Origin of the sequence: Photorhabdus sp. RM322S (assembly GCF_042879395.1) — a bacterium.
Classification (GTDB): Bacteria; Pseudomonadota; Gammaproteobacteria; order Enterobacterales; family Enterobacteriaceae; genus Photorhabdus; species Photorhabdus khanii.
In genome coordinates, this window is sequence record NZ_JBHFKW010000039.1 from 1 (window position 1) to 24,383 (window position 24,383).

20 protein-coding genes, 4 tRNA genes and 1 other annotated feature are annotated in these 24,383 nt (G+C 42.2%); of the genes, 5 read left to right on the plus strand and 19 right to left on the minus strand.

Features of this window, described 5'->3' with window-relative positions; translation table 11 throughout:
* Positions 1 to 415 precede the first annotated feature (415 nt).
* The 3 genes from clpB to rluD all read right to left on the minus strand — a co-directional run bounded on the left by clpB (position 416) and on the right by rluD (position 4,834).
* Positions 416 to 2,989 (minus strand): ATP-dependent chaperone ClpB, encoded by a 2,574-nt coding sequence (gene clpB, locus ACGF63_RS18520; RefSeq protein WP_152963947.1) that lies wholly within the window; start codon positions 2,987 to 2,989, stop codon positions 416 to 418.
* Positions 2,990 to 3,124: 135 nt separating this feature from the next.
* Complete coding sequence (gene yfiH, locus ACGF63_RS18525; RefSeq protein ID WP_152963946.1) at positions 3,125 to 3,856, minus strand: purine nucleoside phosphorylase YfiH; 732 nt, start codon at positions 3,854 to 3,856, stop codon at positions 3,125 to 3,127.
* Positions 3,857 to 4,834: a 23S rRNA pseudouridine(1911/1915/1917) synthase RluD gene (gene rluD / locus ACGF63_RS18530; protein WP_036850154.1), complete on the minus strand. Its 978-nt coding sequence runs from the start codon at positions 4,832 to 4,834 to the stop codon at positions 3,857 to 3,859. It lies immediately after the preceding gene.
* A 138-nt stretch (positions 4,835 to 4,972) separates the two neighbouring features.
* Between rluD and bamD the strand changes: the two genes are divergently transcribed.
* From bamD to pheA, 3 genes are all read left to right on the plus strand, one after another.
* Entirely contained in the window at positions 4,973 to 5,704 is a 732-nt protein-coding gene (gene bamD, locus ACGF63_RS18535) for an outer membrane protein assembly factor BamD (protein ID WP_036850313.1), read from the plus strand.
* A gap of 288 nt (positions 5,705 to 5,992) precedes the next feature.
* Complete coding sequence (gene raiA / locus ACGF63_RS18540) at positions 5,993 to 6,331, plus strand: ribosome-associated translation inhibitor RaiA (protein WP_152963953.1); 339 nt, start codon at positions 5,993 to 5,995, stop codon at positions 6,329 to 6,331.
* Between the two features lie 108 nt (positions 6,332 to 6,439).
* Positions 6,440 to 6,559, plus strand: a sequence feature (Phe leader region).
* A 54-nt stretch (positions 6,560 to 6,613) separates the two neighbouring features.
* A complete protein-coding gene (pheA, locus tag ACGF63_RS18545; RefSeq protein ID WP_152963945.1) occupies positions 6,614 to 7,771 on the plus strand; it encodes a bifunctional chorismate mutase/prephenate dehydratase in 1,158 nt (385 codons plus the stop codon).
* A gap of 40 nt (positions 7,772 to 7,811) precedes the next feature.
* On the opposite strand, the gene tyrA is transcribed toward pheA, so the two are convergent.
* The 8 genes from tyrA to ffh form a co-directional block, all read right to left on the minus strand.
* Positions 7,812 to 8,933 carry a bifunctional chorismate mutase/prephenate dehydrogenase gene (gene tyrA / locus ACGF63_RS18550; RefSeq protein WP_036850149.1) on the minus strand — a complete coding sequence of 374 codons (1,122 nt, stop codon included), beginning with the start codon at positions 8,931 to 8,933 and terminating at the stop codon, positions 7,812 to 7,814.
* A 5-nt stretch (positions 8,934 to 8,938) separates the two neighbouring features.
* Positions 8,939 to 10,033 carry a 3-deoxy-7-phosphoheptulonate synthase gene (locus ACGF63_RS18555; protein WP_152963944.1) on the minus strand — a complete coding sequence of 365 codons (1,095 nt, stop codon included), beginning with the start codon at positions 10,031 to 10,033 and terminating at the stop codon, positions 8,939 to 8,941.
* 666 nt (positions 10,034 to 10,699) lie between these two features.
* Complete coding sequence (locus ACGF63_RS18560; protein WP_036850143.1) at positions 10,700 to 11,503, minus strand: alpha/beta fold hydrolase; 804 nt, start codon at positions 11,501 to 11,503, stop codon at positions 10,700 to 10,702.
* A gap of 189 nt (positions 11,504 to 11,692) precedes the next feature.
* Complete coding sequence (rplS, locus tag ACGF63_RS18565; RefSeq protein ID WP_021325982.1) at positions 11,693 to 12,046, minus strand: 50S ribosomal protein L19; 354 nt, start codon at positions 12,044 to 12,046, stop codon at positions 11,693 to 11,695.
* 63 nt (positions 12,047 to 12,109) lie between these two features.
* Positions 12,110 to 12,862 carry a tRNA (guanosine(37)-N1)-methyltransferase TrmD gene (trmD, locus tag ACGF63_RS18570; RefSeq protein ID WP_152963943.1) on the minus strand — a complete coding sequence of 251 codons (753 nt, stop codon included), beginning with the start codon at positions 12,860 to 12,862 and terminating at the stop codon, positions 12,110 to 12,112.
* A gap of 39 nt (positions 12,863 to 12,901) precedes the next feature.
* Positions 12,902 to 13,450 carry a ribosome maturation factor RimM gene (rimM, locus tag ACGF63_RS18575; protein WP_387632604.1) on the minus strand — a complete coding sequence of 183 codons (549 nt, stop codon included), beginning with the start codon at positions 13,448 to 13,450 and terminating at the stop codon, positions 12,902 to 12,904.
* An 18-nt stretch (positions 13,451 to 13,468) separates the two neighbouring features.
* Positions 13,469 to 13,717 (minus strand): 30S ribosomal protein S16, encoded by a 249-nt coding sequence (gene rpsP, locus ACGF63_RS18580; RefSeq protein ID WP_036850135.1) that lies wholly within the window; start codon positions 13,715 to 13,717, stop codon positions 13,469 to 13,471.
* A gap of 136 nt (positions 13,718 to 13,853) precedes the next feature.
* Positions 13,854 to 15,215, minus strand: coding sequence for a signal recognition particle protein (gene ffh, locus ACGF63_RS18585; RefSeq protein WP_036850132.1), 1,362 nt, complete (start codon positions 15,213 to 15,215; stop codon positions 13,854 to 13,856).
* Positions 15,216 to 15,398: 183 nt separating this feature from the next.
* Between ffh and ACGF63_RS18590 the strand changes: the two genes are divergently transcribed.
* Both ACGF63_RS18590 and ACGF63_RS18595 read left to right on the plus strand, forming a co-directional pair.
* Positions 15,399 to 16,190, plus strand: coding sequence for an inner membrane protein YpjD (locus tag ACGF63_RS18590; protein ID WP_036850308.1), 792 nt, complete (start codon positions 15,399 to 15,401; stop codon positions 16,188 to 16,190).
* A gap of 45 nt (positions 16,191 to 16,235) precedes the next feature.
* Complete coding sequence (locus tag ACGF63_RS18595; protein WP_152963941.1) at positions 16,236 to 17,528, plus strand: HlyC/CorC family transporter; 1,293 nt, start codon at positions 16,236 to 16,238, stop codon at positions 17,526 to 17,528.
* 106 nt (positions 17,529 to 17,634) lie between these two features.
* On the opposite strand, the gene luxS is transcribed toward ACGF63_RS18595, so the two are convergent.
* The 8 genes from luxS to alaS form a co-directional block, all read right to left on the minus strand.
* Positions 17,635 to 18,150: an S-ribosylhomocysteine lyase gene (luxS, locus tag ACGF63_RS18600; protein ID WP_036850126.1), complete on the minus strand. Its 516-nt coding sequence runs from the start codon at positions 18,148 to 18,150 to the stop codon at positions 17,635 to 17,637.
* Between the two features lie 281 nt (positions 18,151 to 18,431).
* Entirely contained in the window at positions 18,432 to 19,991 is a 1,560-nt protein-coding gene (gene gshA, locus ACGF63_RS18605) for a glutamate--cysteine ligase (protein WP_036850120.1), read from the minus strand.
* Between the two features lie 176 nt (positions 19,992 to 20,167).
* A tRNA-Arg gene (locus tag ACGF63_RS18610) sits at positions 20,168 to 20,244 on the minus strand.
* A gap of 87 nt (positions 20,245 to 20,331) precedes the next feature.
* A tRNA-Arg gene (locus ACGF63_RS18615) sits at positions 20,332 to 20,408 on the minus strand.
* 87 nt (positions 20,409 to 20,495) lie between these two features.
* A tRNA-Arg gene (locus ACGF63_RS18620) sits at positions 20,496 to 20,572 on the minus strand.
* Positions 20,573 to 20,584: 12 nt separating this feature from the next.
* Positions 20,585 to 20,677, minus strand: a tRNA-Ser gene (locus tag ACGF63_RS18625).
* A 398-nt stretch (positions 20,678 to 21,075) separates the two neighbouring features.
* Positions 21,076 to 21,261 (minus strand): carbon storage regulator CsrA, encoded by a 186-nt coding sequence (gene csrA / locus ACGF63_RS18630; protein ID WP_002209449.1) that lies wholly within the window; start codon positions 21,259 to 21,261, stop codon positions 21,076 to 21,078.
* A gap of 243 nt (positions 21,262 to 21,504) precedes the next feature.
* A complete protein-coding gene (gene alaS / locus ACGF63_RS18635) occupies positions 21,505 to 24,138 on the minus strand; it encodes an alanine--tRNA ligase (protein ID WP_036850117.1) in 2,634 nt (877 codons plus the stop codon).
* Between the last annotated feature and the right edge of the window lie 245 nt (positions 24,139 to 24,383).

The following is a 24,383-nucleotide window of genomic DNA, read 5'->3' on the forward strand; positions in this document are numbered from 1 at the left end:
TTTACTGTTCATTCGTCATGAATCAACTGTTGTTCACTCTTCAAGACTTAGTGTATTTTTTTGTGATACGGTCTTGTGAGTGCCCACACAGATTGTCTGATTAATTATTAAAGAGCAGGCTGAACTAAAAAATAACATTCTGGTTCAGCCGGGCTGCGTATACTACGCTTTTCGCCCGCAGAGTCAAGCGCTTATTCACGTTGCTCTGCCTGGCCTCACACGTTTTGTCAGCGTTGTGTCGGTCAGTGGTGGCGCATTATAGGGGGTTCTTCGGCGCTGGCAAGCGTTTAATTACAAAAACAATCCGACCGCTCACAAATCAAGCGAAAACAGTGCTGAATTGCGACTCCTTGCACAAAATGGCAAAAAAAGAGGCAGTTTCCTACCTCTTTATTATCTTCAGTTAAGTATAAAGTTATTGTTTTGCCACTATATGGCTATTTTCCACATCCAGAGTAACTGGTTTTCCTGGTAATAGCTGACCGGAAAGTATCTTTTGAGCTAATGGGTTTTCGATTTCCTGCTGGATAGCTCGTTTCAATGGTCGTGCGCCATACACAGGATCGAACCCAGCTTCTCCTAGCATTTCCAACGCTTGCTGAGTAATAGTAACCTGATAGCCACGCTCTTCCAGACGCTTGTACAAACGTTGCAATTGAATATTTGCAATTGCTGACAAATGCCGACGTCCTAATGGATGGAACACAACAACTTCATCAATACGGTTAATAAACTCCGGTCTGAAATGATGGTTAACAGTTTCCATCACCATATCTTTCATTTCGCCATAATTTAGGCTACCAAAACGCTCTTGAATCATGTCCGAACCCAGGTTAGAAGTCATGATCACAACCGTGTTACGGAAATCGACAGTACGACCTTGCCCATCAGTCAACCGACCATCATCCAATACCTGCAACAAAATGTTAAAAACATCCGGGTGCGCTTTTTCCACCTCATCAAGCAAAATGACAGAGTAAGGTCGACGACGAACAGCCTCTGTCAGATAGCCGCCTTCTTCGTAACCGACATATCCTGGAGGTGCCCCCACCAACCGTGATATTGCATGCTTTTCCATAAACTCAGACATGTCGATACGCACCATTGCATCATCGCTGTCAAACAGGAAATTAGCCAAAGCTTTGCATAACTCAGTTTTACCGACTCCGGTTGGGCCAAGGAACAAGAATGAACCAATCGGCCGGTTTGGGTCAGATAATCCAGCCCGATTACGGCGAATCGCATTGGATACCGCATCTACCGCTTCATCCTGACCAATAACACGTTTGTGCAATTCTTGGTCCATGCGCAGCAGCTTATCTTTTTCACTCTCAAGCATTCTGGAAACCGGAATACCCGTCCAACGAGCAAGAATTTCAGCAATTTCCGCATCAGTAACTTTGTTACGTAGCAGTTTCATTGGCTTACCTTCAGCTTGTGTGGCTGCGGCAAGCTGCTTCTCCAATCCAGGTATTTTCCCATACTGAATTTCAGACATCTTCGCTAAATCACCACTACGGCGTGCTTGTTCCAGACTGATACGGGCATTTTCCAGTTCTGCTTTTATATTCTGAGTACCAGTAAGTTCAGCTTTCTCAGCTTTCCATTCTTCTTCCAGTTCAGAATATTCCCGTTCTTTTTCAATCAGCTCTTCATTAAGCATTTCAAGCCGTTTTTTACTCGCATCATCAGATTCTTTTCTCAGTGCCTGCTGTTCCAGCTTTAATTGAATAACCCGACGTTCCAGACGGTCCAGCGTTTCAGGTTTTGAGTCCATTTGCATACGCAGACTGGCACCGGCTTCATCAATCAGGTCGATAGCTTTGTCCGGCAACATACGATCTGAGATATAACGGTGAGATAATGTTGCTGCCGCGACAATCGCAGGATCTGTAATCTGTACATGATGATGTAGTTCATAACGTTCTTTCAAACCACGCAAAATAGCGATGGTATCTTCCACTGAAGGTTCTGCAACGTAGACTTTTTGGAAACGACGCTCCAGTGCAGCATCTTTTTCAATATATTGGCGATATTCGTCCAATGTAGTTGCACCTACACAGTGAAGTTCACCGCGGGCCAGAGCAGGTTTCAGCATGTTACCGGCATCCATTGCCCCCTCAGCTTTACCTGCACCAACCATAGTGTGTAATTCGTCAATAAACAGAATAATACTGCCTTCCTGTTTAGAAAGATCATTCAGCACACCTTTCAATCGCTCTTCAAATTCACCACGATATTTAGCTCCTGCTAACAGTGCCCCCATATCTAGAGAAAGAACCCGCTTATTTTTCAGTCCTTCAGGAACTTCTCCATTAATAATTCGTTGAGCAAGCCCTTCGACAATAGCAGTTTTACCAACCCCAGGTTCACCAATCAAGACAGGGTTATTTTTGGTACGGCGTTGCAATACCTGAATAGTGCGACGAATTTCTTCATCACGGCCAATCACCGGATCAAGTTTGCCTTGTTCAGCACGTTCAGTCAGATCAATGGTATATTTTTTAAGAGCTTGGCGTTGATCTTCCGCGCCTTGGTCATTAATTTTTTCACCACCACGCATTTGTTCTATTGCCTTAATGATTTTTTCTTTTGTTGCTCCGACAGTTTTCAATATGTCGCTCAATGTGCCACGCTCTTCCAGCGCTGCCAGAACAAATAATTCTGAGGAAATAAAATTATCCCCCGCTTTTTGTGCTAGTTTGTCGCACAGATTTAAATGACGAATTAAGTCATTAGATGGTTGCACATCACCACCAACACCCTGTACTCGTGGCAAACGTTCTAAAGCCTGCTCAAGCTGGTTGCTGAAACGGCCTGCATCAATTCCAACTAACATTAATAACGGACGAACAGAACCACCTTCTTGTTTTAACAGTGAGCTCATCAAGTGAATTGGTTCGATGAATTGATTATCATGCCCCAGCGCAAAGGACTGGGCATCAGCGAGAGCAAGCTGGAATTTATTAGTAAGACGATCCAGACGCATAACACCTCCAATACTGATTTCAGAATTTTGCTACTGGAGATTAAATGAGGCCATTCCTCAAATATTCAAGGTGATTCTGAAAAGCAAATTGTGAGGCATTCTCTTATGCGCCAGTGGATCGCCCTATGGGATAGGTTATATCAGCCAGATTAAAGTTGCCATACGTCCAGTGATCCCATCACGACGATAAGAGAAAAATTTCCCTTTATTACTGACAGTACACTCAATCCCGCCAAAAATCGCTTTTACACCAACAGATTGCAATTTTAATTTTGCCAGCAAATATATATCTGCTAAATATTTCTCACCAAAAGGTACAAAAGCTTTACTTAGATCAGAATTCTGTGCAATGAACGATTCCATAACTTCACTACCGACTTCAAATTCTTTCGCGCCAATTGCCGGCCCCAACCAGGCTTGAATCTGATCAGGCTTAGTTTTAAATTGAGCAACCGTATTTTCTAACACTCCAGCGCATAAACCACGCCAACCAGCATGAGCGGCTGCAACCTCATTACCAACAGAACTGCAAAACAGTACAGGCAGGCAATCTGCTGTCATCACAGCGCAAACCTGCCCGGGAATGTTGGTGTAAACAGCATCGGCTTTATTATCTTCCACTGGCTGACCATCAAGCCTTACAACACGAGTGCCATGGACCTGTTCTAACCAGGCCGGCTGTTGAGGCAATTCTGCCACTTTAGCCAGAATATGCCTGTTTTGTTCAACAACATCAGGCTCATCGCCAACATGCTTACCAAGGTTCAGACTATCATAAGGCGACAAACTGATTCCTCCCAAACGGGTGGAACTACAGGCTTTTACTGTCGTCGGTTGTGGCCAGTCTGGAAAAATAAGCGACGTCATTTACCAATCCATTTCGTCTTTAAACGCTTCTGCATCAGCTTTTAATGCATTAATCAGAATAACCATATCTTTAGGTAAGTTAGCATGCCATTCCATTTCAATTCCGGTAATCGGATGATAAAGACGTAGCATTGTGGCGTGCAATGCCTGACGATCAAAGTTGCGCATCACATCGCGGAATTCATCGGAAGCGCCTTTCAAAGGACGAGGACGACCACCATACAGAGGATCTCCCACCAATGAGTGACTAATATGGGCCATGTGGACACGTATCTGATGCGTTCTACCCGTTTCCAGCCGCAAACGCAAACGAGTATGTGCCCTGAAATGCTCCATCACCCGATAGCGGGTAATTGCAGGTTTTCCCATCGGATGTACTGCCATATGTGTGCGTTTTGTCGGATGACGCGAAATAGGCTCTTCAATTATTCCACCAGCAGTCATACGACCTGTTGCTACAGCTTCATACTCACGGGTAATTTCGCGTAGTTGGAGTGATTCCACCAAACGAGTTTGAGCAGGAACAGTTTTAGCAATGACCATAAGCCCTGTCGTATCTTTATCAAGGCGGTGAACAATGCCCGCCCGTGGAACATCGGCTATTTCAGGGTAACGATATAACAGAGCATTTAATACCGTACCGTCTGGATTTCCCGCACCGGGATGAACAACCAAACCACGTGGCTTATTTATTACCAGAATGTCATCATCTTCATAGACAATATCTAACGAAATATTCTGAGGCTCCCAACGTGCATCTTCCTCAATGATGGCATCAATTGAGATTTCTTCACCGCCCAGCACTTTTTCTTTTGGCTTATTGATTAATTTGCCATTAACCTGAACTCTATCATCCAAGATCCAATCTTTTATGCGTGATCTTGAATAATCAGGGAACAATTCGGCCAAAGCCTGATCTAAACGTTGACCGAGCTGAGAATCGGCGACTGTTGTATTAAGTCGTATTTGTTGTGCCATATATTATTTCTACACTTACGTTGAGTTTTGACGGCAGAGCCGTTTAATTTAATATAGTGTGCTATTGTAACTCGATCTTTTGCCGGGAGCTTCATGGATAGTCTCCCAGAAAAACACTCAGAGGATAATCAACACGTGATGATACGCATAAAACATCTGGTGGCAGCAGCCACATTGAGCCTGGTACTTGCCGGGTGCTCTGGTAGTAAAAATGCTGTCCCAGACAGCCCACCTTCGGAGATTTATTCCGAGGGTCAAGAAAAACTGCAAAACGGTAACTATAAAGCTGCGATCTCGCAATTGGAAACCCTCGATAACCGCTATCCATTTGGCCCTTATTCACAACAAGTACAACTCGATCTGATTTATGCTTATTATAAATCCTCTGACTTGGCAATGGCATTAGCCTCCATTGACCGTTTCATGCGCCTAAACCCAACTCACCCCAACATTGATTATGTTCTGTATATGCGCGGATTAACCTCACAAACATTGGATAACAGCGCACTGCAAAGTTTCTTCGGCATTGACCGCTCAGATCGTGATCCTGAACATGCCAGGGCATCATTCAGGGATTTTAGCCAATTAGTACGTTATCATCCTAACAGCCTCTATGCTGCCGATGCCAGTAAGCGTTTAGTGTTTATTAAAGAGCGCCTGGCGAAATATGAACTTTCTGTTGTGGAATATTATAACAAACGTGGCGCTTATGTCGCGGTGGTAAATCGAGCGGAACAAATGCTACGAGATTATCCTGATACACCGTCAACCCTGAAGGCACTGCTTTATATGGAAAAGGCTTATGCACGTTTGGGCTTAACAGCTCAGGCAGATAAAGTAGCAAAACTCATTGCTGCTAATCCAGTATAAAGAAACAGACAAAATAAAACAGCAGTTCCAGCTGCTGTTTTATTTTTTACTTATAAAACACAAAAAAGGACTGTTTATCAAGAGGGTTAATAAAGACTCAACTTATCAATAATGTCTCATAAGCTTTAATCCCGCAATAGATATTCTTCACATTCTTATCGCTAATCACAATTACTTCAACTACTTGCCACATATCTGATTAAAAGTGATTTAGATCACTTTTTTCATGAAAAAGAAATGTATGCTGAAATTATTGAAGGTGGATAATCAATAATGAGAGGTAACTATATGATAGTGAATATTACCAGCAAACAAATGGAGATTACCCCGGCAATTCGCAACCACGTAGAAAACCGTCTGAGTAAACTGAATAAATGGCAAGTAAACCTGATAAATCCTCATATTATTCTATCAAAAGGCCCTCAGGTTTTTATGGCTGATGCAACCATAAGTATACCAAATGGCACGCTAGTTGCAGGTGCAAAACATGAAGATATGTATGCTGCCATCAATGAATTATTAGCAAAACTGGAACGTCAGTTGAATAAAGTACAGCACAAAGGAGAAGCTCGCCGTACTTATAACAGTGTTAAAGAATTAAATCTTGACCTAGAAACACAACAATAAAATAACAATGGTTTTCTCTAACGCGTTCGATTTGAGCGCGTTTTTTTATTGACAGAAACAACAACATAAGGTTAATTAGGGTACATTGTTTATACGGGCTGTAAATATGATGAATGCAAACCTGTTTTTCTTCTCCTTCTTTTTTACCTTCCCCTAAGGGAGGCTTTCGTCCTTGAAGAAAGAACCAGAAGACGAACAGCAAGCCTCCCAATTGGGAGGCTTTTTTCTGTCCACTGCAAACATCTTATTGTCAGAATATGAATAACCAATTAGGAACTCATTATGGATCAAAACAATTTGCTGAGAATACGGAAAAAAGTCGGCGAACTTGATTTAAAGTTACTGATTTTACTGGCAGAACGACGCCAATTAGCCTCTGATATTGCACAAACTAAATTACAGAATAATCGTCCCATCAGAGACAAAGATCGTGAACGGGAACTATTAGATGTTCTAATTAAAAAAGGAAAAAACCACGGGCTTGATGGCTTCTATATCACCCGTCTGTTTCAAACGATCATCGAAGATTCTGTACTCACTCAGCAAGCATTATTACAGCAACACCTCAATCAAACGCCCTACGATTCAGCTCGTATTGCATTCCTTGGTCCTCGTGGTTCCTATTCCCATATCGCAGCCCGCCAATATGCAGCACGTCATTTTGATCAATTGGTTGAATGCAGTTGTCATAAGTTCCCGGATATCTTCTCCCTAGTTGAAACTGGACAAGCTGATTACGGAATATTACCAATTGAAAACACCAGTTCTGGTTCTATCAATGATGTTTATGACTTATTGCAACATACCAGTTTGTCAATTGTAGGAGAAATAACGATTCCCATTAACCATTGCCTGCTAGTTGCAAGCAATACAGAACTATCACAGATAAAAACGGTTTACAGTCACCCTCAACCATTCCAACAATGCAGTCAATATATTAATCAATTCCCGCATTGGAAAATTAAATATTGCGAAAGCACCGCCGCAGCTATGCAAAAAGTCGCTGAACAGAATTCACCAGAAATTGCAGCTTTAGGCAGTGAAGCCGGTGGTGCGCTTTATCAGTTACAAGTCCTAGAACAAAATCTGGCAAATCAATCACATAATATTACCCGCTTTATTATCGTTGCCCGTCAGCCTATCGAGGTTTCAGAACAGGTACCATCCAAAACGACATTTATTATGGCTACTGGGCAACAAGCGGGAGCATTAGTAGATGCACTTATGGTATTAAAAGAACATAATATCATTATGAGTAAACTGGAATCTCGCCCGATTAGCGGAAATCCGTGGGAAGAGATGTTTTACATTGATGTTCAGGCTAATATTCGTTCAATCAATATGCAACATGTCCTGAAAGCCTTAGCGGAAATGACTCACTCATTAAAAGTATTGGGGTGTTACCCAACAGAAAGTGTAGTTCCTGTCAGTCCATCCTGATTAAAAAGAACCGGATATTTCAATATCCGGTTCTTTTTAATTATTGACGACTATCATTCGCTTGTTGAAGCAATACTCTGCTCTCTTTCATAAAGTGAAGCGCATAATCACCAAACCATTCACTAACATCTTTAAAACTGCTGACAAAAGCCTGTTTATCCTGGCTTTCCAGTATCTCAAGCGCTTGCCCAAAACTTTGATGATAACGACGTATAAGATCAATATTCTCTGGTGATGACATAATAATATCAGCGTAAAGCTGAGGATCTTGCGCAAACAATCGCCCCACCATAATCAGTTCCAGGCGGTAAATTGGTGAGGATATTGATAACAATTGTTGTAAATCAGTACCTTCCTGTGCGAGATGTTGCCCATAAGCAAACGTCGTGAAGTGGCGTAACGCCTGGATAAAACTCATATTTTTATCATGCTGTTCAGCATCCATCTGATGCAGGCAAGCCCCCCAAATCAACAACTGTTCCAAAAACCACTGATAAGCTTCCTCTTGGCGTCCGTCACAGTAAACAACAACCTGTTTTGCCAAGCTGCCGACATCCGGTCCAAACATAGGATGTAGCCCCAGTACTGGGCCTTTGTGCACATCAAGCATAGCTTGTAATGGTTTCTGTTTAATAGATGCCAAATCCACCAAAATACAATGGTCAGGTAATGGGGGTAAACGGCGAATAACCTCTTCTGTCAGATGAATAGGAACACTGATAATGACCATACCCACACCAGTCAGAATCTGCTCTGCGTCAGGCCAATCTTGTGATTCCAGATTTTTAACTTCATAACCAGACAAAGTTAACAAACGACCAAACAGTCTCCCCATTTTGCCCAAGCCACCAACAATAACTATCGACCCCAATTGAGGGCAAAGAGTTTTAAACCCTTTGTCATTTTCGCTGGTATAAGACTCCCGCATAATGCGACGCAGAATATCCTCAATTAAATCCGGTGGAACACCAAAATCTTCAGCTTCCTGCCGACGTGAAGCAAGCATCACAGTTTCTCTGTCAGGCGCATAAATTGGCAACCCATTCTGGCTTTTTACCTCACCGACCTCTGCAACTAATTCCAGTCGCTTTGCCAGTAAATCCAGCAAAGCTTTATCTACTTCATCAATCTTGTCCCGTAATTGAGATAACTCAGCCACCATACTTATTATCCTGCTTTTTTCAGTATCGTAATTCTTTGCGACAATTGCGGACTGATTTGCTGATGCAATTTTCTCAGAACCGCTTCTGTAGTCTGCCAACTAATACAAGCGTCAGTCACTGATACACCATATTTCATTCCACTACGAAGTTGTTCAGAAGATTGGTTACCTTCATTAATATGGCTCTCCAACATAATCCCAGTGATAGATTGGTTACCCGAAATAATCTGCTCTGCTACAGAATCTACAACCACGCTTTGACGACGAAAGTCTTTATTAGAGTTACCATGACTGCAATCAATCATCAAGGATGGCAATAATCCGGACTTCATCATCTGCTGTTCACATTCCATTACATGTTCGGCGCTGTAATTAGGTGTCTTACCCCCACGTAAAATAATGTGTCCATTCGGATTCCCTTGTGTTTGTAACAAACATACCTGCCCTGACTGATTTATTCCCATAAAACGATGTGGCATAGCAGCTGCACGCATCGCATTAATTGCTGTACTTAAGCTACCATCAGTCCCATTTTTGAAACCAACCGGCATAGACAAACCTGAAGCCATTTCCCGATGCGTCTGAGATTCTGTCGTTCTTGCGCCGATTGCAGACCAACTAAACAAATCGCCTAAGTACTGCGGGCTATTCGGATCTAAAGCCTCTGTTGCAAGAGGTAATCCCATTTTAACCAAGCTTATTAGTAAACGACGGGCAATATGCAAACCGGCTTCCACATCAAATGAACCATCCATGAACGGATCGTTAATAAGACCTTTCCAACCCACTGTTGTACGGGGTTTTTCAAAATAAACACGCATTACGATGTACAGACTATCACTTAATTCAGAAGAAAGTACGGCCAAACGATGAGCATAATCCAAAGCTGCATCCACGTCATGAATAGAGCAAGGGCCACACACGACCAGCAAACGGGGATCGCGACGCTGAATAATGTCAGCAATTATTTTACGTGCATTTGCAATAGCATGCAGATCATTACCACTGAGTGGATATTGTTGTTTTAATTCTTCCGGAGTTATAAGAATTTGTTCACCACTGATGTGAACGTTATTAAGTGCATCTTTTTGTATGAACATTTCAGTTATCTCCTCAAATTGTCATTCTGTGTTAATTTATTTTTATGTATTTGACTAATAACATATCACGCATCGTAAAGAATACAATCCAAATGTGTAAATAAAATATAAATAGTGTAAATATTTATTTACAAAAATGAAATTTTAACCTAACCTATAAATGTATGCAGATAGTTATTAATAATATTAAAATTATCCCAAATAAAAACACATTATAAAAAATTATCATATCCAAATAAAAATCAATATCAAAACACAAGAATTAATATTTTATTATCATTGATTTTGTATATTTATATTTAAAATCATCAAGTAAAAACAAAATATTCATCTCGTTTTTATTATTGAAAATAAATAACATTAACAATCGTATTTTATATTTCAGTTAAATTATCTCAATTTACTTATATGAAATTAATGAATTATACCAATAAAATATTAAGTTATGTCAAACTCACCATTTTCATTAATTAATTAAGAAAATTTATGATAATACTACAGCCAGCAATATAATAGTTATATGCTTATTACCAGAAGGCGTTATGAAGGGAATCTGTGTCACCAGTTCTTATATATGGGTTATATCCTGACGAAAATATTTATGTAGATCTTTACTAAACTCAATATTAAGGGCCGGAAAATCCGGCCTTTTCATTAAAAGAATCGCTACAGAGCTTGCTGCAAAAAAGCGACCAATTCCTGATTGACTTTATGTGGTTGCTCCAATGTGGAAATATGCCCGGCATCCTGAATAACAACATAATCACAGCGAAGTATTTCAGCCATCAAGTAACCTTCTAAGGGCGGACGAGGCATATCTTGTTCACCAGTGATAACAAGAGCTGGAATATCTAATTTTTCCAACAAATGAGTCCTATCTTCACGCCCAAAAATCATTCGCCCTAACGGAACAATGCTATTACATAATACTTCCGCAGGAATTGTTACCAAACGCTGAGTTAACTCATCAACCAAATTTTGCGCGGGTTGCTGACTGAAAAAGATTGGCACTATCTGTTGCAAGAGAGATTGCGGAATAGCGCCAGCCTGCTCTATCATATCCAACATAGCAAAGTATTTTTTATGAGTAACTTCAGGCTCTAGCCCCACAAAGGTATCCATCAGAACTAATGCTTTAACTCTGTTCGGTACCATCGCGGCTAATTCAGTCCCCCACATACCGCCAGCCGATAAACCAATTACAGCAAATTCTTTAATTCCAAGTTGATCCATCAACGCCAGGTAATCTCTCGCCAAATCGGCCAACGTTTTATGTTGCTCTGGTAATTCCGCCGAATTTCCGTGTCCCCACAAATCGGGAGCGATCACTCTGTATTTTTTACTTAAAACTTCGATTTGTGGTGCCCACATATCAGAGTTAAACAAATAACTATGCCCCAGTAATAACGGGAAACCTTCTCCTTCATCTCGGTAAGCCATTGTTTTATTATGTAGTTGAATAGTTTTCAAAATAAATCCTTATTTTAGTTAGTCATGCATGAAATCATTTTAAAATACTCAAGATAATTTTCTTTAAGATTATTACTGTCAGATAATAAGATATTGCCGAGTGGTTCATTGATGAATTAAAAATACAAAAAAAGAGGCCAGCAATTACTGGCCTCTTCAACGATAACTTTCGGATGTAACGAAAGCGTATTATTTGCTGTTCAAACGCTCTTTAATACGAGCAGCTTTACCAGAACGCTCACGCAGATAGTACAATTTAGCTCTACGAACAGCACCACGACGTTTAACGCTAATGCTGTCTACGACTGGGGAGTGAGTTTGGAATACACGCTCAACACCTTCGCCGTTAGAAATCTTGCGAACAGTGAATGCAGAGTGCAGACCGCGGTTACGAATAGCGATAACCACGCCCTCGAATGCCTGCAGACGTTTCTTAGAACCTTCTACGACCCATACCTTAACTTCCACGGTGTCACCCGGACGGAATGAAGGTACGTCTTGCTTCATCTGCTCTTGTTCAAGTTGTTTAATAATGTTGCTCATAATAATTCTCTTACCCTAGGTAAACTGATATATCAAAGACATTCCCTTTGGGATATGTCTGGATTAATTCGTTGCTTCAGTTAGATGTTCCCGTTGGAACTCTGCCAGCAATATCCTTTGCTCGTCAGTCAGAGCTAGGTTTTCCAGAAGTTCAGGTCTTCTAAGCCAGGTCCGGCCAAGCGATTGTTTCATACGCCAGCGATTAATTTCAGCATGATTCCCCGATAACAGAACGGGTGGAACTTCCATGCCATCTAGTACCTCCGGGCGGGTATAGTGCGGACAATCCAGCAATCCATCAGCAAAAGAGTCTTCTTCAGCCGATGCCTGATGCCCCAGAACTCCCGGAATGAACCGGGAAACAGAGTCAATCATGGTCATTGCAGGAATTTCACCACCACTGAGCACGTAATCACCGATAGACCATTCTTCGTCAATCTCAGTTTGAATAACCCGCTCATCTATCCCTTCATAGCGGCCACAAATCAGAATCAGTTTCTCATTTGTTGCCAGCTCACAAACTCCTTGTTGATTGAGTTTGCGCCCCTGAGGTGAAAGATAAATCACCTTTGCACCCTCGCCTGCCGCAGTTTTTGCTGCATGAATAGCTTCCCGTAAAGGCTGAACCATCATCAACATGCCTGGACCACCGCCATAAGGTCGATCGTCAACAGTACGATGCCGGTCGTAGGTAAAATCCCGTGGATTCCAGCATTCAATACTTAACAGGCCATTCTTTACTGCCCGGCCAGTTACCCCATAATCGGTTATTGCGCGGAACATTTCAGGAAACAGGCTAATAACCCCAATCCACATTACAGCGTCCCACTCATTTAAACCGTTTATAACCGGAGTTTAAAAACCAGGATCCCAATCTACTTCAATAGTTTTAGTAGCGAGATCGACTTTCTTGATAACCTGCCCATCAAGAAACGGAATCAGCCGTTCCTTGACACCGAATGCATCTTTCAGGCTTGCTTTAACTACCATTACATCATTAGAACCGGTTTCCATCATGTCATTGACAGTACCCAGGCTATAACCTGTAGTGCTTACTACCTGGCAACCCATCAGGTCTTTCCAGTAGTAATCACCCGCATCCAGTTCCGGTAGTTGCGCTGAATCTACGGTAATTTCGCAATTAATCAGTAAATTCGCAGCATCCCGATCATCAATACCTTTAATTTTGACGATCATATCCTGATTGTGGTGTTTCCAGACTTCCAGTTCGATGTATTGCCACTGACCTGCCCGTTGGATAAACCACGGTTGATACTCAAAAATGTCTTCGGCATGTTCGGTGGAAGAAAAAACTCTGAGCCAACCACGAATACCATAAGTTGAACCCAGTTTCCCCAATACGATTGGACTCACAGGAAGTTCAAGGCTGGTTTGCTTGCTCATAGTTACCACCGCGACAGATTAAGCTGCTTTTTTAGCGTCTTTGATCAGTGAAGAAACACGATCAGACACAGTTGCACCCAGACCCACCCAATGTTCAATGCGGTCCAGATCTAAACGCAGAGCTTCTGCTTTCCCTGTTGCAATAGGGTTGAAGAAGCCAACGCGCTCAATAAAGCGACCATCACGCGGGTTGCGGCTATCGGTCACTACGACTTGATAAAACGGACGCTTTTTTGCGCCGCCACGAGCTAAACGAATTGTTACCATAACATCCTCATTAGTTAACAAAACAACCAGACTCCATCGAGGAATGAAGTCCGGCTGTCAGATAAAAAGCCCGAAAAGTTTACTCACTTTGACGCAAAAAGCAATCCAAAGTGGATATTCTTCGAGACTTTATCAGTTAACGGCCCATAAATCCGGGTGGCATCATGCCTTTCATGCCACGCATCATTTTCGCCAGACCGCCTTTCTTCATTTTCTTCATCATGCGCTGCATTTCGTCGAATTGTTTAAGCAGGCGGTTAACATCCTGAACCTGGGTACCGGAACCACTGGCAATACGGCGCTTACGGGAGCCTTTGATAATTTCTGGTTTTTCCCGCTCTTTACGCGTCATGGAATTTATAATAGCTTCCATTTTCACCAGCACTTTATCATCCATCTGGGATTTTACTGCATCAGGCACCTGAGACATTCCCGGCATTTTGCTTAACATGCTGGTCATACCGCCCATATTGCGCATCTGCTTAAGCTGGTCCAGAAAATCATTTAAATCGAAACCGTCACCTTTTTTTAGTTTAGAAGCCAGCTTTTCCGCCTGGGTACGATCGACTTTACTTTCAATCTCTTCAATCAGCGAAAGAACATCTCCCATCCCAAGAATTCGAGAGGCAATACGATCCGGGTGGAAAGGTTCCAGTGCATCAGTTTTTTCACCAACACCCAGGAATTTAATTGGCTTACCGGTGATATGGCGAATAGACAGAGCAGCACCGCCACGAGCATCACCATCGACTTTAGTCAGCACCACACCCGTCAGTGGCAATGCTTCATTGAAAGCTTTTGCTGTATTCGCAGCATCCTGGCCCGTCATAGCATCAACAACAAACAGGGTTTCCACTGGATTAATGACTTCATGAACCTGTTTGATTTCATCCATCATGGCTTCGTCAACATGCAGACGACCAGCAGTATCCACCAACAGCACATCATAGAATTTCAACTTGGCGTGCTGTACAGCTTTAGTCACGATATCGACCGGTTTTTCCTGAGCATCAGAAGGGTAGAAATCAATACCGACTGCCTGCGCCAACGTTTCAAGCTGTTTGATCGCGGCCGGACGATAGACGTCAGCAGATACCACTAAAACTTTTTTCTTTTGTTTTCCTTTCAGAAAATTACCCAGTTTAGCAACGCTGGTCGTTTTACCTGCACCTTGCAAACCTGCCATCAATACGACAGCCGGAGGCTGAGTAGAGAGATTCAGTTCACTGTTAACTTCTCCCATCGCCTTAACCAGTTCATTCTGAACAATTTTGACAAATTCCTGTCCGGGGGTAAGGCTTTTGTTAACTTCGTGACCTACCGCGCTCTCTTTAACGCACGAAATAAAGTCACGCACTACAGGCAATGCGACATCAGCCTCAAGTAAAGCCATGCGAACTTCGCGCAGTGTCTCTTTAATATTGTCTTCAGTCAGTCGCCCACGGCCACTGATATTGCGCAATGTGCGCGATAGTCTGTCGGTTAAATTATCAAACATTGTCTCTGCTCAATTTTTAAAAATGGGCTACCTGTAAGCGTATTCTGAAAATTATAACACGATGATAAAGGGATCTCTGCACAGAGATTCGCACGGATGATTAACAACGGTTGGAGGCTACCCTTGCTGGCGCTATACTTAAGCTTTAATTCACCTAAAATTATCGCTAAAACGACTAACGCTATGTCAGTATTCTCTATAATTGCTTTATTCGCTTATTTACTCAGCCTGGTACTGATTATTCCCGGCTTACTGCGAAAACCGAATGGATACCGCAGACTGGCATTGCTTTCAGCGATTATCGCTTTAATTTGTCATGCTATTGCGCTTAAATACAAGATCTTTCACGTCAGCAGTGGGCAGAACCTCACACTCTTGAACCTGGGTTCTATTGTCAGCTTACTTATCTGTATCATAATGACAATTGTCGCTTCCCACGGCCGTGCCTGGTTCCTACTACCCATTGTCTATAGTTTTGCCATGATAAATCTGGCATTAGCCAGCTTTATGCCCGGTGAATTCATTACTCATCTGGAAGCCAGCCTTGAATTATCTATTCATATTGGCTTAGCTCTGCTTGGCTATGCGACTTTGCTTATCGCTGCACTGTATGCTTTACAACTTGGGTGGCTGGATCATCAGCTTAAAAATAAAAAACTGACTTTTACTCCGGATATGCCCCCACTGATGTTCATTGAGCGCAAAATGTTTCATATCACTCAGGTTGGCGTAATATTACTGACTCTGACACTCTGCACCGGCATCCTCTATATGGATAATATTTTCAGTAAGGAGAATATCCATAAAGCAGTTCTGTCCATCATCGCGTGGTTTGTCTACATTGTTTTATTATGGGGCCACTACCATGATGGATGGCGTGGTAAACGAGTTATCTGGTTTAATCTGATTGGTGCATTTACCCTGACGCTTGCCTATTTTGGCAATCGATTATTGCAAGAAATCATGATTTATTAAAAACATGATGTCCAATCAGCATCAATATTTGGAAGGAATTTTGTTTTGGAGCATGTCTCAACAAGCACATTAATTATCATTTTAATCATTATGCTTCTCGTTTCAGCGTACTTCTCCGCTTCTGAGACAGGTATGATGACACTGAACCGCTACCGCTTACGTCATCTGGCAAAGCAAGGAAGCCATTCTGCACGCAGAGTTGAACTATTGCTTCGTCATCCTGACCGGCTTATAAGCCTGATTCTTATCGGCAACAATTTGGTTAATATTCTAGCCTCTGCACTCGCTACCATCATTGGTATGCGCCTTTATGGTGATGTCGGGGTCGCTATCGCAACAGGTGTTCTGACCTTTATCGTGCTGATATTTTCTGAAGTTATGCCGAAGACTATAGCCGCTCTCTATCCTGAAAGAATCGCTTTTCCGAGCAGTTTCCTGCTGCGTCCATTACAAAAAATCATGATGCCGTTAGTTTGGCTGCTAAATAGAATTACCTTATTGTTAATGCGTTGCCTTGGCATCAAACACCCTACTGGTCACCGTGATGCAATTAGTAAAGATGAACTACGCACTATTGTGAATGAATCAGATGCCAAGCTATCACGGCAAAATCAGGATATGCTGATTTCAATTTTAGACTTGGAAAAAGTCACCATCGGCGACATTATGGTTCCCCGTAATGAAATTGTTGGTATTGATATTAATGATGATTGGAAATCCATCATACGTCAGTTAACTCATTCACCTCATGGCCGGATCGTGCTTTATCGTAATTCACTTGATGATGCTATTGGTATGCTCCGTGTACGTGAAGCTTACCGACTGATGACAGAAAAAAAAGAGTTCACCAAGAGAAACCTGATTAAAGCAGCGGATAAAATTTACTATATTCCAATTAGCGCTCCACTTAATGTTCAATTGGTAAACTTCCAACGCAATAAGGAAAAAGCTGGGCTTATCGTTGATGAATACGGTGATATTCAAGGGCTGGTAGCTGTTGAAGATATCCTCGAAGAGATTGTCGGTGATTTTACAACATCAATGTCTCCATCTCTGGCTGAAGAAGTTTCCCCCCAAAGTGACGGTACTATTTTAGTTGACGGGACAGCCAACATCCGCGAATTAAATAAAGCTTTTGACTGGGCATTGCCTGTTGATGGACCACGAACTGTCAATGGTATGGTGCTTGAAGAGTTAGGAGAAATACCCGCACTGAACGTGCAAGTACAAATTGGCAAATATAATTTTGAAGTGCTTTCTGTGAACGATAATGTCATTAAACAAGTTCGAGTCACGCCCATCAACCAACTTTCTGGACAAAAAGCACAAACAGCTTAAATGATCACTTAAAATTCATACCGTTGGAGGTATATGCTACGCCCCCAACGGTATATTCCTGCTAACATCTCATCGAAAAAATCCGAAATATCATCGCTGTCATAAACTATACATGCAATTCCGTTAGCTTTTCTTCTGGCAATGCCAGTTCATCATTCTTATTAACACGAACATCTGAATCAAGAATATGGCGGGCAATATCCTGAGCCTCTGTCAGTGAATGCATGTGATAAGTACCGCACTGATAAATATTTAGCTCTGGGATCTGACTCTGATCTTTCACTTTCAATACATCGGCCATTGCTGCTTTCCACGCTTCAGCTACACGTATTTCTGCTGGCGCACCAATCAGGCTCATATAAAAACCAGTTCGGCATCCCATTGGCGATATATCAACAATTTCAACACCATCACCATTGAGGTGGTTACGCATAAAACCAGCAAACAAATGCTCAAGTGTATGAATACCTTTCTCAGGCATAACCTCTTTATTTGGCACACAGAAGCGTAAATCAAAAACTGTGATGGTGTCACCATGAGGCGTTTTCATGGTCTTAGCAACTCTTACAGCTGGTGCAGCCATACGGGTATGGTCAACAGTAAAACTATCTAGTAAAGGCATTTCTTCATCTCCACAAAAAATTCAGATTTTTTTACAAGCAAATGAAACCTTTTCATCTACCACCGGTCGTAAAGAATGAAAGACGCGCAATTATACCCGTTATCTTTCAAGTGGCCTCTTTGTTGGCTGCACTCGCTCACCCCGGTCACATAGTTCGCTATGCTCCCGGGGATTCGCTCCCTTGCCGTCTCGATGCATCTTGAAATCTATAGGGTATATTACCATTCCTATTTTTCCAGAAGTTTTTATTTGGCCACTATGATTAGTGGCCATTTTCTTCTCTAGCATCCTGCCTGTTGTTTCAGATATTCATCAAAACTGATGGTATCTTCATATTCCAACGCGTCTTGTCGCTCCACTGAGGCCCAGAGTTCTATAGCGAACTGTTCGTCGCTAATAACCTCATATTTTTCATTGATTAATTGCTGATGATATCTATCTGCCAATTCCAGCCCAAAACCACCAATGCCCTGAGTCTTCATTTCTTCCAGCACACGAGCCGATAAAGTCAGTGATGAATCATCAAACATAGCAATCAATTCTTCGCAAACTTTCCGATATTGCGTACCAGAACAACTATCCAGTATTTCAGCAACCCGTTTCAAGTCATTGAATAATTCTTTGCCAACTTTAGCTAATGGTTCCTCCACGCTGCCACAACCAAGACCAATCACTTGCTCTGGTTTACGCCCTTCAAGGATCACCCTATTCCAGTTTTTGCGGCAACACTCCAACTCATCACTACTCATTTCCGGCGCTTCAGCAAGCACACACCATATTAAGAATAGGTCAAGAAAGCGAATTTGTGTTTCATTGACCCCAATCGCGGCAAATGGATTAATATCTAATGAACGAACTTCGATATATTCCACCCCTCCACGTAGTAAAGCATCAGAAGGCGATTCATTCCCTTTTGCAACACGTTTAGGCCGGATTGGCGCATACAATTCATTTTCAATCTGTAAGACGTTTGTATTGAGCTGAATATATTTGTCACCTTGCTTAATACCCAGCTTAGCAAACTCGTCAGACGGCTTGTGAATCGCTTTTTTCAACCCTTCAACATAGGTACGAAGGTTATTAAACGTAATATTCAGATCACGCTGTGATTTATTGGTGTATCCCAGATCACTCATTCTTAATGAAGTAGCATAAGGAAGATAGCAAGCTCCATTTTCTATGCGTTCAAAAGGCAAAGAAGTCTCTCTGCCACGCAAAAATGAAGAACAAATTGCTGGAGAAGCGCCAAACAAGTATGGAATCACCCATCCAAAACGATAGTAGTTGCGGATCAATCGGAAATAGCCATCAGAGATCCGCTCTTTACCACTCTCTGCATCTTCAACGCCAGCCCATGCTTGCCAAAACTCAATCGGTAATGAAAAATTATAATGAACCCCAGAGATGGTCTGCATTAAAGCACCATAACGGTTTTTCAGCCCTTCACGATATAACGTCTTATAGCGACCAATATTCGATGTGCCATACTGAGCCAGAGTAATGTTCTCTTCCGCATCAATAAAGCATGGCATACTCAAAGGCCACATTTTTTCTTTATCCAGAACGCGCGCCGTATGACGATGAATATCGCTAAGAAATGAAATAGTATATTTTATGTCATCATCGACTGGTGTTATGAATTCTAACAATGACTCTGCAAAATCAGTCGTAATCCATTTGTGCGTAAGCGCTGCGCCAAGTGCTTTAGGATGCTCCGTTGCTGCCAAATCACCATCTGAAGTAACACGCAATGTTTCACGCTCAACACCGCGACGAATTCCCTTTAAAATTGTCGGATGAGCCTCTAGCCATGATAGAGCCTTTGATACGTCCGGGATCAATTCGACCTCCCGTAGTGTTTTAGAAGAATTTTTATAAAGGTTTACTTTATCTTAAACAAGCCAAATTGTCGCTGATTAGATATATAAGCAAAAGTCTTTCAGTGCTATACAGGGGACAGATTGATTACAGCAATACAGATGAAGAAAAAGCCCCGCTTTTTAGGCGGGGCTTAATATGGTGCATCCAGGAGGATTCGAACCTCCGACCGCTCGGTTCGTAGCCGAGTACTCTATCCAGCTGAGCTATGGATGCATGGTCAGTTTGTTACTCTGGTAAAAGGCAGTAGTTGCTTTGATTACCTGAATGGTGCCTTAAATGATTTCATCTCAAGGCTAAATATGGTGCATCCAGGAGGATTCGAACCTCCGACCGCTCGGTTCGTAGCCGAGTACTCTATCCAGCTGAGCTATGGATGCATGGTCAGTTTTTTACTCTGGTAAAATGCAGTAGCTGCTTTGATTACCTGAATGGTGCCTTAGATGATTTCATCTTAAGGCTAAATATGGTGCATCCAGGAGGATTCGAACCTCCGACCGCTCGGTTCGTAGCCGAGTACTCTATCCAGCTGAGCTATGGATGCGTGGTCTTAAAATGGCGGTGAGAGAGGGATTCGAACCCTCGATGCAGCTTTTGACCGCATACTCCCTTAGCAGGGGAGCGCCTTCAGCCTCTCGGCCATCTCACCGTACGCTTTCTTTCGAGCTATTTTTCGAACTTGTGGCTCAGAACTTTTGTTTAAGCTCCTCGTCACTGCGTGGCGCACATATTACTTTCCCAGACTTATAAGTCAAACAATTTTTCTAAACCTGTGTTTGTTTGGATACTTCACACACAAGATGGATGGTTTGACGACAAAAAGTGTATTTTGTCAGCAGTAAATTATCCTACCTTCAATTGAAGTGTATGCAAGCCCAAGCCATTATTTCCCACAATAGCATCATGGGCGCTGCCTTTTCTTACGATAGAAAAACAAAAAAGAGGGGATGATAGGTAAAAATTTAAGAATAAAGGGAGCAAACTACTAACAGAGAGGAAATACCTCAAAAATGGCGCCCGGTTCTGACATAGGACGCCAACTTAGGGTCAATAAGTTGTTGGCTGAGATTTTTCGGCCTGAATCCGCTGATAAATTTCTTCACGGTGAACAGAAACTTCTTTAGGGGCATTTACACCAATACGAACTTGGTTACCTTTAACCCCCAGTACTGTAACTGTTACCTCATCGCCTATCATGAGCGTTTCACCAACTCGACGAGTCAGAATAAGCATTCTTTGCTCCTTGAAAATTTAAAAGAGTCGGGTCTTTAGGTTTCCCCGCTATTATCCATCCAAACACCGTGAAAACGTAAAACAATGTTATATGCTTAAAGTATAAGCAATTTTGAGCGCATTTCCTACATATATAGTTTAGCCAAAATAAATAAATGTGCGCTCAACCTTTTAACAATTTCACAACAAGATTTCAAGGCACCATAAAAGCAACTATCATGGTGCCCTCCAAACTCAGGTAATTCAGGTAAGCCGCGATGCTACCCACTCTTCCACGCTATCTAAAGCAGAAGGCAACGCTTTAACATCAGGACCACCTGCTTGGGCCATATCAGGGCGACCACCACCTTTACCACCGATTTGTTGAGCTACAGAAGAAATTAACTCACCTGCTTTTATTCTAGCAGTCAGATCCTTTGTGACACCAACAATTAGGCTGACTTTATCATCACTTATAGTAGAAAGCACAATAATTGCTGAACCCAGTTGATTTTTTAGATCATCAACCATAGTTCTCAGCATTTTAGGCTCTGTATTACTCAACTGGCTAACCAGCAACCTCACACCGTTAAAGTCTTTTGCTTTACTTGCCAAAGAAGAGCTTTCCTGTATAGCCTGTTGATCTTTAAGCTGTTGGAGCTCTTTTTCCAGTGCTTTGGTTTTATCCAGTGTTACCCGTACTTTTTCACTCAGGTTATTGATATCACCTTTCACCAATTGAGCAATATCCTGAAGCAAATTAGCTTGTTGGTGCACAGATTCCAACGCTTTTTTACCTGTAATTGCTTCAATCCTACGGATACCCGCAGCAGTTCCAGATTCAGCAGTAATACGGAATAAACCAATATCACCAGTACGGCTTGCGTGAGTCCCGCCACATAATTCAGTGGAAAAATTCCCCATTGACAGTACACGAACTTGCTCTTCGTATTTTTCACCAAACAGTGCCATAGCGCCTTTGGTTTTTGCCGCTTCCAGATCCATCAATTCAGTCACTATCGGTGAATTCTTACGAACTTCAGCATTAACCAAATCCTCAACCTGACGGATCTGCTCCGGTTTCATTGCTTCAAAATGAGAAAAATCAAAGCGGAGATATTTATCGTTAACCAAGGAGCCTTTCTGAGATACATGTTCGCCTAAAATCTGACGTAATGCAGCATGTAACAGATGGGTTGCTGAATGATTCAAACGGATTGCATCACGACGTTCTATATCAATAACAGCATTGACCTTATGGTTTACACTTAAGGTACCCTTTGCAAGCTTACCGATGTGACCGATAGCCCGACTGTATTTTTGTGTATCAGCAACATCAAAAACACAATCGTTATTGCTCAGAATACCCCTGTCACCAACTTGCCCACCGGACTCTGCGTAAAAAGTGGTCTGATCCAGTATAATAATCGCTTCTTCACCAGCTTGAATTTGATTGACTAATTCGCCATTACGGAAGATGGCTGTTACTACTGCTTGCTGTTCGTTATGATCGTAACCAGAGAAATCACTGCGTTCATCAACTTTGATCAACTCATTATAATCAGTCCCGAAACCACTTGATTCACGAGCCCGACGACGCTGACTTTCCATTGCAACTGCAAAACCGTCTTCATCCACCTTAATATTACGCTCACGGCAAACATCAGCGGTTAAATCCACAGGAAAGCCATAGGTATCGTACAGACGGAAGGCGGTTTCACCATCCAGAATATCACCGGACAGTCTTGATAGTTCATCGTCCAGCAATTGAAGACCGCGTTCCAGAGTACGGGCAAATTGCTCTTCCTCTGTTCTCAAAACCTGCTCAACAATGGTTTGCTGACGCTTAAGTTCCTCTCCCGCAGCGCCCATCACTTCTATCAATGGAGCAACCAATTTATAGAAGAAGGTATCTTTAGCACCCAACATGTTACCGTGACGGATAGCCCGGCGGATAATACGGCGCAGAACATAACCACGGTTTTCATTGGAAGGAATAACGCCATCACAAATCAGGAACGCACATGAACGGATGTGGTCGGCAATAACCCGCAGAGATTTATTACTCAGATCATCTGTAGCACCTGTGACACCAGCCACAGCAGCAATCAACTCACGGAACAGATCAATCTCATAGTTGGAATTAACATGCTGCAATACAGCAGCAATACGCTCCAGCCCCATACCGGTATCTACGGATGGTTTTGGCAGCGGCTCCATCGTGCCATCAACACGACGATTGAACTGCATAAAGACGATGTTCCAGATTTCAATATACCTGTCACCATCTTCCTCTGGACTTCCTGGCGGGCCACCCCAGATATGATCACCATGATCATAAAAAATTTCAGTACAAGGGCCACAAGGACCGGTATCACCCATTTGCCAGAAGTTATCTGATGCATAAGGTGCACCTTTGTTATCACCAATACGGATAATTCTTTCTGCTGGTATTCCAACTTCATTTTGCCAGATATCATAGGCTTCATTATCAGTCTGATAGACAGTCACCCATAATTTTTCTTTAGGCAAATTGAACCAATCCTTGCCGGTCAGAAGTTCCCAAGCATAGCTAATAGCATCATGTTTGAAGTAATCACCAAAACTAAAATTACCCAGCATTTCAAAGAAAGTATGATGACGTGCGGTGTAACCTACGTTTTCTAAATCATTATGTTTACCACCGGCACGAACACAGCGCTGAGCAGTTGTTGCTCGGGAATAAGATCTTTTGTCCTGCCCAAGAAATACATCCTTAAACTGGTTCATCCCTGCGTTGGTAAACAGCAGTGTTGGGTCATTATTTGGCACCAAAGAACTGCTTGGTACTACCTGATGCCCTTTAGTATGAAAAAAGTCGAGAAACGCTTGACGGATCTCAGCGGTGCTTTTGCTCATAATTGTCCCGAAATCAAGCTGGAAAAAACAGATTTATGAATTGGTTAGGTGGAATATTTCATCACCTATTTTCAACTCACGAATAAACAAAGTGGGGATAAGATAAAATTTCTTCCATTAGAAGTAAAATCCCAGATACATCCATTCGCTGGCAACATTGTAAATCGTCTGGGTATTTTCTGAAAGCATGATCGCATAATATGGATAATACTTTCTTTCTGAGAGAAAAAACCGCGTCATTATTA